Source organism: Pseudomonas sp. H1h (assembly GCF_000633255.1).
Taxonomy (GTDB): domain Bacteria; phylum Pseudomonadota; class Gammaproteobacteria; order Pseudomonadales; family Pseudomonadaceae; genus Aquipseudomonas.
In genome coordinates this window covers 459,892-472,896 of record NZ_AYMJ01000031.1, presented here as the reverse complement: position 1 = coordinate 472,896, position 13,005 = coordinate 459,892, and the positions used below count along the sequence as shown (strand labels likewise).

The 13,005-nt window shown below is 49.4% G+C and carries 9 protein-coding genes; all 9 read right to left on the bottom strand.

What is annotated here, in order from left to right; genetic code table 11:
- Positions 1–76: 76 nt before the first annotated feature.
- Positions 77–1,108, bottom strand: coding sequence for a glycosyltransferase family 4 protein (locus tag U862_RS0126145; RefSeq protein WP_025113104.1), 1,032 nt, complete (start codon positions 1,106–1,108; stop codon positions 77–79).
- 117 nt (positions 1,109–1,225) lie between these two features.
- Positions 1,226–2,401, bottom strand: coding sequence for an acyltransferase (locus tag U862_RS0126140; RefSeq protein ID WP_025113103.1), 1,176 nt, complete (start codon positions 2,399–2,401; stop codon positions 1,226–1,228).
- 122 nt (positions 2,402–2,523) lie between these two features.
- On the bottom strand, positions 2,524–3,780 hold the full coding sequence (locus tag U862_RS0126135; RefSeq protein WP_025113102.1) for a hypothetical protein: 1,257 nt from the start codon (positions 3,778–3,780) through the stop codon (positions 2,524–2,526).
- An 11-nt stretch (positions 3,781–3,791) separates the two neighbouring features.
- Positions 3,792–5,408: a glycosyltransferase gene (locus tag U862_RS0126130; RefSeq protein WP_025113101.1), complete on the bottom strand. Its 1,617-nt coding sequence runs from the start codon at positions 5,406–5,408 to the stop codon at positions 3,792–3,794.
- A 2-nt stretch (positions 5,409–5,410) separates the two neighbouring features.
- Entirely contained in the window at positions 5,411–8,428 is a 3,018-nt protein-coding gene (locus U862_RS0126125) for a polysaccharide pyruvyl transferase family protein (protein WP_025113100.1), read from the bottom strand.
- Positions 8,425–9,786 (bottom strand): ABC transporter ATP-binding protein, encoded by a 1,362-nt coding sequence (locus U862_RS0126120; RefSeq protein ID WP_025113099.1) that lies wholly within the window; start codon positions 9,784–9,786, stop codon positions 8,425–8,427. The genes U862_RS0126125 and U862_RS0126120 overlap by 4 nt, the downstream gene beginning before the upstream one ends.
- Positions 9,776–10,594: an ABC transporter permease gene (locus U862_RS0126115; protein ID WP_025113098.1), complete on the bottom strand. Its 819-nt coding sequence runs from the start codon at positions 10,592–10,594 to the stop codon at positions 9,776–9,778. The genes U862_RS0126120 and U862_RS0126115 overlap by 11 nt, the downstream gene beginning before the upstream one ends.
- A gap of 485 nt (positions 10,595–11,079) precedes the next feature.
- A complete protein-coding gene (locus U862_RS0126110) occupies positions 11,080–12,039 on the bottom strand; it encodes an SDR family oxidoreductase (RefSeq protein WP_025113097.1) in 960 nt (319 codons plus the stop codon).
- On the bottom strand, positions 12,036–12,959 hold the full coding sequence (locus U862_RS0126105) for a glycosyltransferase (protein WP_025113096.1): 924 nt from the start codon (positions 12,957–12,959) through the stop codon (positions 12,036–12,038). Before U862_RS0126105 ends, U862_RS0126110 begins: the two co-directional genes overlap by 4 nt.
- Between the last annotated feature and the right edge of the window lie 46 nt (positions 12,960–13,005).

The window sequence follows — 13,005 nt, the reverse complement described above, 5'->3', positions numbered from 1 at the left end:
CAACTTTCGATACTAAGTCCACGACTCAGGCAATATCCCTGAAGAATACAGCACCCGTCAGCCGGATGCGCCATTGTCATGGTCCTTGAGTGGCGCCTTCCAGTGCACCGGCGTGATATTTAATAGCCAGCAGTACCAGCGGAACATAAGCCAACACCACGCCGGCCAGCCCCGGAAAATCAAGCCGCACAACGCAGAATGCAATGGGCAGCAACCAGAAAAGATTAATCAATCCTACGCACAGCGTAACCGGCAGATGTTTACCCACCTGACGAGAGGCAAACTGATAAGCATGCGAACGATGAGCCTCATACACTTTGTCGCCCCGCAGCAAACGCCTCAAAAGAGTAAATGTCGCGTCAACGATAAACACCCCCATCAGGATCAACCACGGCCAGATTAACCCGGGTTGCTTGAATGCGGCCTGAAGTGAGAGTCCGGCCAACACAACGCCGAGGAAGCCACTGCCAGCATCGCCCATGAATATCTTCGCAGGCGGGAAATTCAAAATCAGAAAGCCGGCAACACAGGTGGCAAGTAACAGCGGTGCCAGGATCAGCTCGAAATGCTGCGTGATGCTGTACAGCACAACCATCCCCAGACAGGTTGTCACCGCTTCGACTGCGGCGATTCCATCGATGCCATCCATGAAGTTGTAGAGATTCAGCATCCAGACCAGATAGACGGCAGACAGCACCAGCCCGATCACGCCCATATCGAGCGCAAAACCCGCCATCGTGATCGTTGGAAATGGACCGAGTGGAGCAATGACCAAAACGGCTGCTGTGAAGTGTCCGATCAGGCGCCAACGCGCAGCTATATGGCGATGGTCATCGATAAAGCCAATTATTGCGACGAGCGCCCCTGCTCCCGCGCTACTCATAAGCGTCGAACTATCGACCTTTGAGAAAAACCACGCAAGTGTCAGAAATACAAGATACGTCAATACAAACGCCACACCACCACCACGTGGAGTCGGTACTGAGTGGGAACTACGCGAATTGGGGACATCCAGAAGTTTTCGGTGCAGCGCGTAATGACGCAAGTAAAGTGTCAGTGCAAACGACATGACCAGGATCAACAGCATCCACAAAAAATAATAATCCATCACAACCCGTCACCCTGTAATTCTCGTCGACCAAGGACACTGTGTTTCGCAGTAACTGTGACTTCGCTGATATGTGCAAAGAAAACAGTTACTGGAAACACATTTATCTTTAGCGCCCTATACAGCGGCTTTTTCCACTTGCGGCAGAGACTCCTGAACCGACACTTTCTTAGTCGAACGGGCATATTTCTGCATCAGTGGACGCTCAAAGAAATGCCAGGACACGGACGCCAGCGTAATGGTCAACACCAGAGCCAACACTACAATTTGTTCAAAGCTCAGCCAATTCAGACGCTTGAGCGAAAGCAGCACAGGAAGATGCCAGAGGTAGATGCCGAAGGAGATCTCACCCAGATAAGTGAGCGGCCACAACAGGCGCTTGACCTGGACGCTTGGGGTAATCACGCAGGCAGCAAAAATGATCATGCCAAATGACACTGCAATGAAGGTTCGGAACAACACGACCATCACCGGGATGTCCCAGAAACTGGCGTGTTTCCAATAGATGGAAAGCATCAAATAAAACACTGCGGCGGCGACGGCACATACGCCCAGCGCAACAGGCAGCTTCTGACAGTAGTCAAAAATCCTGTGCCCCAAGTCACTGCGAAACAGCTTCGCCATCACAATACCGATGGCGAATTCATCCAGCATCCCCGGCAACTGTGTCGAGACCAAAAAGATCTTGAAGGGTCCCATTGCATCAGGCTCGACAAACCAGACCGTCCCCAACCGCCACGCCCAGGCCACCATCAAAAACGCAAACAGCACTTTCCAGATGCGAGCGACGTACAGCCACGGGGAAACCACCACCATCAGTGCGTAAAACTGCATCTCGGTCCCCAGCGACCAGTTGCTGCCGTTTATTGCACCGTGAAAGGCGGGAAAGAGGTTATGCAGGAAAAACAAATGCGTAAGCAGATTTGCCCAAAATCCCTGAAACATGACCTCAGGCATAATGAAAGCGATGAAAACAAGCATGGTCAGGTAATGAAGTGGCACGATCCGGGCGATACGACGCCGGATGAAATCCGCGCGAAACCCTTGCGGACCGAACTTATCAATGCCTGAAAACGCTGCGAGGCCGATCACCAGACCCGAAATTACAAAAAAAAGGTCAACTCCCATCCAGCCAATTCGAAACCAGCTCAAAATACCCTCAGCTGGAAACGCCTTCCATGAGAAGTGTTCGATGATGTGATAAATCACTACAGATATAGCTGCAAATCCCCTTAACAAATCGATCAAGGGAAAGTGCAAAGATCGACGCTGCTGTAAAATTTCCGTAGTCATAATCGCAATATCAAGCCAGTGTGAGTCGAACTACCCTGTGCGTCTGACTTCATTCCATTCTCAGGACACAGGACAATAAAAAAATCGGCCAGCCCGCATGACGGGCTAGCCGATGTGCAACATTAACCCAAGAGCTTATTCTTCAAACCCCGAAGACCCTGGTTGCGCAGGACTTCCCAGCCCTTCTTGGCCATCTCGCCACCGGTTCTCGGATTCATGATGGATTGCTTCAGCAGGCCACCCAAGCGCGACCAGTCCACGGTTTCCATGCCACCACGAAAACCTGGGGTCAGCACTCGCGAGAACTCGAGCAACGCTGCCGCTTCTTGCTTCTTGTCGTGGAACTGCGGGTATTCGACCTTACCCTGAGTTTCCCACCAAGCCTTGTAACCGGTGGCATCGAACGGTTCCGGGAACGCACGCTGCAAGTCGATACGCTCACGATAAACAGCGCGGGCGCCCTTGCTGATCGGAGTGCTATCAGAGTATTGACCGTAGGCCCACACTTCTTTGGCAAGCGGATCTTCCGCCAGCTTCTTGGTTTCATCGTCGTACCAGTTAACCAGCTTGCTGACTGCCGAGTTGGTACCGCCATTTTTCGCTGCCATGACGCGGTGAGCACCGCTGTCAAAACCGGTGAAGTGATAAAAGCCCAAAGGCTCGCCGTTCACCAGGTAAGTCCCGTTGTCATCAATAGTGATTTCACGGGTGGTCAGGTTCCATGGTGCGACGTTATGGCGAGGTGTGCGCATGATCGCGACACCTTCAAACAGCGCAGGTACCAGGTCGATCCACTTCTGGTCGGTAAACAGACCATTCGGGATGTCGGCACGGCAGAAGTGATAAATCCGCTCACCCCACCAGTTGGCGAAGGCTTTACCGGTATCTGTTGCTGCAACGGCGGCGAAGCCCAGGTTGTAGACACCGTGCTTCAGGCTGCAGATTTCGTTGTCCATCACTGCGGCAAGGCTGGACTCAGGTGTAATCTGGTGTGGCGTCAACACGACATTGGACTCATCGAGTGCAGCAACGATGTCATCCAGGCGCGAGAAGGCAACGGTGTCCGGATCCAGATAGATAACTTTGGCGGTATCCGGCAACGCGAGCAGTCGTGACAACGTGAATGGCTTGATGGCCGTGGCGAGCTCAACGATGGTGTGGCAGAACGCCCAGGCTTTCCAGTGTGGAATATTCAATTCGCTGAGGGGAATAACCTCGTCGAAAGGCTCGCTGCTCAGGTCAATATTGTCACGCAACTCATCAGCCAGAGCCAAATGCAGGCGCCATTCTGGATGGTGCTCACGCAGCGAATTGAACAACATCCTCACTTTTGGAATGTAGTTGAATGCCGCGCTGGTGAAAACGTGCACTTGAGTCATTTCCAATACTCCTAAACCGAATAAATTCTTTTATGAAACATTACCAGCTCACTCAGAACTGACGGCACGTCGAAGTTCTTGAGTATGAGCGCTTTTTGATAGCTGGCAAGACGTTCTGCGGGTGCCCCTAGATCAAAACTGGCTACGGGCAATTTCATTTCCATCAACTCTTGGACGACGTAAGAGAACGTTTCTGGCCAAATGGACGGGAACAGCATGACATTCACGCCCGAAGATTCGATCAATTTTGCCAGATCGTCATGCTTGTAGTGGCCGGTTTGTGTAACCACCGACGCATCACACTGCGTCTCGATCGAACCGATGATGACAATCTTGATATCAAGCTGCTGACTCATGATCTCTTCAGACAAACGCTGGACAATCTGAGCCCCTTTATGGAGCCCGATCTGTCCCACCACCCCGATTCTGAGTTCGGAGGTCTGGGAAGGTTTCACTGCGCCAAAATCGATGTATTCAACCACGTGCGGCTTGACCACGGCGCGCGACAAATCAATAGATGGATAAGCCTTGCACAGCAGTTCCAGCGTGTTGGTGGAGAAGGTACGGACCTCATCCGCAACACTGAGGACAGTTCCCCACAGCGCTCGCCACTGATGCATATCTCGAGCACTGAACAGCGAAGTAAAACCGTTGTGGTTATTCAACAAGCACGACTGGCACTTGCTAAGGTCGGGAATACCACAATACTTGTTGCTGTCATCGATCAGGAAGTGTGAAGGACACACCATGAAAAAATCGTGGACCAGCAACAACAACTTTGAATTGAGCTCTTTTTTCAGTTCAATAATAAGTTGTGGAATCTCTTCCGAGCGTGCAAATGAAACGCCCGTATTGTAGACGATCTCGTCAATCTTCAGCGACTTGCACAGCTCGATCAGAAACTCGTAGCCGGGAATCGACAATGTCTCACTCGTCGCGCCCTTCCTGACCATGAGGACATAAGACAATGTGGCAATATGGAAGCTGAAAATATAAACAACTTTCCCTTCCTGAATTTTTTCTGCGACCAGCCGTTCGCGATAATGGTTGGCACCGCCACCCAGATCATGATCAATAATCAGGACCGAGGATTGCGAGCCCGTAACACCCAACTGATTGCGTGCGTTCGACACATCATTTAACGATCCCGAAGGACGGTTACGAGTATATCGCTGGATTTTCTCGACCAACAATTTAAACTTCAACTGCCTGATTAACGACAAGCCACGTTTGAAAAATGCCCAAAACTGTTTCGCCAATGGCAACGCATTGGCTGACGTTTTCTCTAAAGAAATTAGCGAGGAAACCGAGACAGGAAGTTCTACCGAAGTACCATCGGCAAACTCAATCAGAAGAAATAAGTTATCACCACTTTCGGCATCGGCTTTACAACTACCATACATTACAAAACCGGAATGCAAGGCATTTTGCTTGCCGGAAAAATGAGAGGAGACATCTTCCCTCGGATTCCCGTAGCTAGCTGGAATTGCTTGAAAAGAGCCATTTTTGGTCTTGACCGCCAGTTTAACGCCTACGATCACCTTCTCTTCGTGAAAAGCCCAGCCAAATCCAAAATAAGTCTGGTTCCGCAGTACTAACGAATCAACGGACCAATGTAGCTTTTCCACTATCAATTCCCTTCACTTTTTTTAATAGCATCGAGCTCAGCCAAACGAGAAATTGCCAATTCCTCCGCAAAAGTCTTGGCGTCTTCTGTAAGTTGTAGCCTTTCCCTTAAAGCTTGATTCTCTGCATGGAGCCCAACAATCTCATCCTGCTTTTCAGTATTCTCTTTGAATGCATTGAGTTCATCCAATCGAGAAATGGCCAATTCCTCCGCAAAAGCCTTGGCGTCTTCTGTCAGTTGTAGCCTTTCCCTTAAAGCTTGATTCTCTGCATAGAGCCCAACAATCTCATCCTGCTTTTCAGTATTCTCTTTGAGTGCATTGAGTTCATCCAATCGAGCAATGGCCAATTTCTCCGCAAAAGCCTTGGCGTCTTCTGTCGCTTGCAACTGTTCTGTCAGTGAACGAAGCTCTGCACCAAACTTTTTGGACTGCTCTATGCTTTTTACATTGAGTGCATCAAGCTCGCTCAAGCGGGAAATGGCCAGAGCGTCAGATTCATCCTTTGCGCTCTCAGTCAGACTCAACTGTTCTCTCAGATCATCATTTACCGTGCAAAGGAAGTGAATTCTGTCCATTGAGCTAACGTTGGCGTTTAATGCATCCAGCTGAGCCAAGCGGGAAATCGCCAACGATTCTGCGTAGCCCTTGGCGTCTTCCGTCAGTTTTAACTGATCCTGAACCTTTTGAATTTCGGAACAAAGGCTGTTTATCTCATCCAGGCGTCCGAACGCCAGATCCTCAGCGTACTTCTTGGCCGTCAACGTTTCATTAAGGCGAGCGTGGAGAGAGACCTTTTCAGCGCTGCATTCTTGCAACTCCAGCGAAACTCTATTGAAAGCACTACGCAATGCATTTCGCGCAACTTCGTCCAATGCCGACAAAATAAAACATTCAGAAGCCACAGAGGACTTCGATGCGATATTCAGTGCCGAGGCACACTGAACGGCACCGTCGATGATTTCCACGGAATCATTCAACGAGAACATGAAAGGTTGATCGATATTTCCAACAAACTCCAACATATCAGAGCTCAAACACTCAAATGCGAGCTTGACTCCCTGCTTCCACATGCTGATCGCTTGTTCACGCTCACTCGCATTCCAGTGAATCATACCGGCATGATAGGCCGCACTGACCTGCTTTGTTCCAAGTGTCGGCGTGATACTGAAGATCTCGCTATTCACAACACTTTTGTAATACTGCAGCGCTCGCTGTTGCAAATTGGCACGGTGGCAAAATCGAGCCTGAAGATAATTTAACGAAACACACCATCTGCGAACATGCGGATTATCCGACCGATCATTTTTCAGATACAAATCAACCGCGTCACCCCAGCCCAACAAGTCTACCGCCGAATCCGCCTCGAAGTATCGCCACCCGAGGATGGCCAATGCCGCACCTTGGTCTGCGCTGGCATCACTGGAACGTGAGAGTATCTGTTCGGACAATTTGAACAGTTGTTCAGCACTCTTTATCCTCCACGGAATTTCCACTACGGAATGGACAATCCATGGATTTTCGTAATATCGAGCAAAATCAACGAGGTGAGTCTTGCCATTAAATTCCGGCAGATTTCTTTCTTCATACGGCGCAGAATATTTTACGAGGGGACTTCTGAAAAACGAGAGAATCCAGTTACTCTCAGCTGTCTGCGCCTGAAGTGCAGCAATGCTCAGACTTGATTCAAAAAGCAGCCCCTTGGCCTCAAGAGCTGATTTATTCTCGGGGGAAATATCCCCGTCAGCACACGAATCGTTCGAACACCGAACCAGAAGACGACCTCCAGGCCGTAGCTTCTCCGCTGCAAGAGTAGTGAGTAGCGCAAGTCCTGCCGAATCCACAACAGCATCGATGCAAACGATCGTATCGATGTCACGACTTGATTCGGGAACAACGCCTTTTAGAGCAACTGCATCAATGGCGCCACCGGTCAATACTGAGAGAGGGATCTCACTGAATACGAAGTTTCGTGCAATCGAGTGGTTTTTAAACAAACGCAGACTTGCATTCGAACCTAGAAACAGAACGTCTGACAGAGGCGAAAAATACTTCGTTGCCAATTCCTTATAGGCTTCGATATCCAGCAGAGACTTAGGAACGCCACTGTCACGCAGGTTCGCAAAAGTGCTCAATGGATTGGCAAGCAGTTTGTGAGCGAATACGGATTTGTATGCCTCGGGATTCGCTATGGCACGATGAGCCATGTCGACGATATCTTCTCCCGTCCACATCGCGAACAACCCGCCCAACTGCTCCAGCGTCCCCTCAATCTTCCAGGTATTGGAAGGCAGGGCAACAAATGGAGTGTTCGCGAGTAAAGCCAGATAGACGGCGTGGTGGCGACCTGTAATAACAAGCTTCGCTGCGCGAAACTTTCTTAAAGTATCCCGCCAGTCATTTACACTGTTTTCATATTCAAGCGGAAAGTAAACACAATCAGCAGAAAATTCGACGTTGGCTCTTTCCAGAACCTGCCTTACATCCTCTCGAGACAAATGACAGTCGGTGATAATGACCTTGTCACGATAGTTTTCGTCAACACCTGGGTTGAACCGTGCTCCAACAATCGAATCGGATACAATTCGCGAGTCAATACCCAGGCTAGACAGGTATCTGAATGAGTTCACCTCTCTGACGGTCAAGTCATCAAGCTTTGCCAGGACATCGAGATAAACAGGTACATCCTGCAAGACCGCATTCACCAAAACAGTGCGCTTGCCCAACTCTTGAGCATAGGCGAGGATGGCAAGCAAATGAAGGCCTGATCCGTGATGGATCGTGCCTTCACCATTGACCACCACAGCATCCACTGCAGAAATTTCTGCTGCCAGGGCACTATTTGCAAGAAAATCACGGGTCGATTTTTCGTCACCCTGCCACAAATCATGAAACTCATTGACGAAGTGTCGATATTCGACGACTGCCCCCACTTCCGAGAGCATTCTGTCGTGAGCATCCGACACGGCAAGGCAACCTATATGGTGATAGCTGCTGGTGTCATTGAAGATGGCAACTTTCATGCTGAATGCTCTATAAGTTTTTGTTCAAAACCCAAATCGCAAATTCCGCCAACAACATGCTCTTGCTGTTTGATTGCCACAGTAAAGAAGGCAGCTTCGTCCATCCAATGCAATATCTGCTGCGACCCATAATACATATCATGCTCACGAGTCACCGTCGCCTGCACCTCGTAGAGGTTTGCACCAAGCGTGCAGGCAGCATTAAACTCCACCGCAAACTCCGTACCTGCGCTGAAGTTCTTCAACCAAATAATTTCGGACTCATCAGCATTCTTCAGTGATGCACGCATATCATGATTCAATGTGCCCCATGAAGTAATCTTGACGCCTTCCTTGTTTCGAATACGAAATGCAACGTTGACATTATTCAGATCAACGTTCGCCCGCAGCGAGACCTTGATCGTGAGGCGCTCGCCAATATAAAAATGCGAGACCTCAACACCTTTGGAATCGAGGATTTTCACACCCAGAATTTCAGCTTCCAGATCACCAAAAGACTTGATCTTGTTATGTTTCTCCGGAAGTTCAACGCCTTTGACCTTGGCCTCTTTAACAGCCGCTGTAGTGGCTGCCGCATTGGCCGTCAGCTTTGCACCGTACTCAAGAAAGCTCTGGCGTTCATCCTCATGAAGCATCCGACGATACTCCAGAACGACGTCAGATGATTTACCCCACATCTTCCTCACACCTTTGTGAAGAAGCAAAGCTCGGTGAGTCAGGGTGCGAACGCTTTCCTGATCGTGGGAAACAAAAAGTAGCGTGGTGCCATCAGAAATCAGCTTTTCAATCTGCTGAAAGCAGCGCTTTTGAAACAGCGCATCGCCAACTGCGAGCGCCTCGTCAACGATTAGGATGTCCGGAGTCACCTGGACCTGTACGGCAAACGCCAAACGAACCAGCATCCCGCTCGAATATGTTTTAACCGGCTGGTTAAGGTGATCACCGATATCTGCGAAAGCAGCGATGGCGTCAAAACGGTCTTCGATTTCTTTCTGGGTCAGGCCGAGGATCGTGCCATTCAGAAAAATATTCTCACGACCGGTAAAATCTGGATTGAACCCCGAGCCAAGTTCAAGCAACGCAGCAATCCTGCCAAATGTCTGCACGCTGCCGGTGGTCGGGTTCAGCGTGCCGCAGATCATTTGCAAAAGCGTTGATTTGCCCGAACCGTTTCGGCCGAGAATGCCAATCGATTCTCCTCGCTTGACCTCAAACGAAAGATCGCGAAGCGCCCAAAATTCTTTGTAGTACTGCTTTCTCACTGGAGAAAGCATTTGTAGCAAGCGGTCGCTGGGCTTGTCGTAGATGTGATAACACTTGCTCAGGTTCTCAACTTTGATCGAGATATCAGAGGACATCGGCAAACCCCTTTCTTGTTTTTTGGAACCAGGCGAAACCCAACCAGCATACGACGACGGAGACCGCCATGCAGATTGAGTAGAGTCCCCAATCAATACCTTGCCCAAAAAATAGTACGCCTCGCGCCAACTCAATTACTGGGGTCAGAGGGTTCATGAAAAGCAGGCTGCGGAATTCTTCAGGAATGGCTGTTGCCGGATAGAAGATCGGCGACAAAAACATCAGCGTCGTTGTAATAATGCCGATCAGTTGCGATATATCACGCAGAAAAACCCCGGACGCTGCGAGTAGCCAGGAAAACCCCATCACAAACAATATAAGAGGTAAAAAAACCAAAGGAATAAGAAATACGGTCAAATGAGGAATACCAAAAAGCAAGGCATACGCTGCAATCCAGACACTCAAACTGATCAGCGCATGAAATAGAGCCGCCCCCATACTGACCCAAGGCAGAATCTCAAGAGGAAAAATCACTTTCTTTACATAATTTATATTACTTGTAATCAATAACGGTGATTTATTGATACATTCAGCAAAAAAGTTATAAACCAGCAGACCGGCAAACAGCACAAGGGCGAACTCGACTTTAGAGTCACCTCCTCCGCCCCAGCGCGCCTTGAAAATAACACTGAACACGAGTGTATACACACTCAACATAAATACTGGGATCAGGAATGACCACAGAATACCCATCATGGAGCCGCGATAACGCCCAACAATTTCGCGTTTGACCAAAGCCTTGATAAGTCCGCGATTTTTCCAGAAACTACTGACCATATTCAGGGGCGAAATTGAAAACTTTTCCATTACCAGCACACCTCAGCATCGCTCGGGAGATTTCCTGCACCATCTGAAACGATGCGTAACTGCCTAACGTTAATTCCCACAATGATCGACTCGCAAGACCCAAAATGTTCTGCTACACCGCTCATAAAAATCACAGAACCATCCACTTGACCAAACTTCATTTTAAATCCATCTCATTGATTAGAGAAAAGCGAATGATTAGTTAGCCATGTGCAAAACAGCACTTTCATGACAACTTCCAAAAACCACTCCACTTTAACTCCACCACATTAATCCTTTAAGTAAGATTGGTAATGCACCCCAAGAGGAGATATTTCGACTCAAAACTCAACGGGATCCACTACCCTCAAGTACAAAAACAAATATAAAAATACCCCCCATTATACATCAGAACAAAAAAAAGATACAGCCCCAGCAATTATTGTTAATATCTGCAACCTAACAACATTCCAACCGCACTTCAAAAGTTCCAGAGCAACAATAATTTATTGTTGGCTCTCGAGAAACTTTAGTGCAGTTTTCTTCAACTCCACCTCTGGAGAATAAGGCGCAGACCAACCGAGAGCCGCCTTTGTTGCCGTAATGTCAACCTGCAAAGAACCACAAACTCGCTGTATGACAGAGTGCATTCCACACAATCTCAAGACCGCCCTGAGCACCACTTCGGGAAAAGGTATCAGCAACGCCTTGCCACCGATTGTCTCTCGCAGGCAACGCAACAATTCGCTAGTGGACAAATCTCTGCCATCGCTGACCAGGAAGGTCTGATTCCTTGCACCAACGTGATCAACACAGGTGACAATCAGATCCACCAGATTACTGATACCCACCATACTTCTACGATTATTGATTGCGCCCATCGGCAACGGCAACCGCCTCGTCAGCACGCTCATCATCCGGTAGAAATTCGCCTTTACACCCGGCCCATAGACAAGCGGAGGCCTGATAATGACAACCTCCATCCCGGTCTCTTTACCGATACTTTTCAGCGCCTCTTCCGCCTCGAGCTTTGAAATGCCGTACGCATCAAGAGGCGCCGGGATGTCATCGGCCTTGAACGGATGACCTGGCAGCGTCACCTCACCGTTAACCTTGATCGAACTGATAAATATGAAGCGCCTGACCCCTGATTGCGCCGCTTTTCGCGCCAACTTCACAGTACCGTCGACGTTTACTTTTCTAAAGGCTGCGAGCGCATCTGGTGCTGCCTCTTTCATGACATGCACGCGCGCGGCCGCGTGAATCACCGCATCTATATTCTCGAACTCGGGCAGCTCATTCGAACTGGCAAGATCGAACATTACCGCGGGGCACAATCCCGACAAACACGATGCCCTTCTGACGACAGCTACCGGGGTCAGCACTTGATCAAGCAATAATCGGAGAACGACCGCCTCACCGACAAAGCCGGTAGCACCTGTAACTAATACTCTTCGGGAAGTCATCTTGCCTTCCCTCCTAACAGAGAAGTTAACCAACAGGTAAAGAAAAACAACACTTTGTCACGCAATCGTCGCCGGCAACTTGCAGCACTCAGTGATAGTTTGAGTAACTGCCAACGCCCCAGCTTCGACCAGCGCCGAACAAAAGGATCCGAATCCAACCCCACCAACCGCACAATCAATCGCACCTGATCAAACCACCAACCATCATGGATCGTTTTGTATCGAGCAATCAGATTGGAAATTCCGGTATTCGCGCCCACCTGATTGTGCTCGTGCTGCCGATATCGCATAGAAGGCAAAGGATCTATGAACCAGCGATATCCATGGCTGCGCGCAAAGGCGTAACAGAACCAGTCATGCAAAGTGACACCCTGCAGCGAGTGCCAGTTGGCCAGCATTGATTGCTTCAGGTGTTGCGCCAATGCGCGACTGAATACATAGGTACAACCTGGACCTGCCGCCTCGAATATATGATCCCAGGCAACCTGAGGCTGCGCCTTGTTCAAAACAACAGTTCGCCCATCCGACCAAAAGGCCGTGACATTGCTCGAATAAGCGGAGTATTCGCCGGTTGCAAGAATATCGGTGGCGCGCTTCAGTTTTTCAGGAAGCCAAATATCGTCCTGATCGGAAAACCCGACGAAATCAAACGAAGTCAGATCGACATCACGAACCAAGCGATAGAAGTTACATGCAGCGCCGCCATACCGATCACCGGCAGGCAGCACCGTCACACAATCATGTCGGGCGGCAAGATCTGCACACCAGGCTTCAGTACCATCCGTTGAGGGGTCGATACTGATAAAGAGGTTGAGCTCCACCCCTTGCTGGCAAAGAATCGAAGCGACCTGCTCTTCGATCCATGCCATGCCATTGTACGCAGCAAGCAAAATTGCAACTTTAATGGGTCTCACCGCTATACCAGCCCTGAATTACCCCTAAAGAAGGGCGCACTGAATCTTCCCG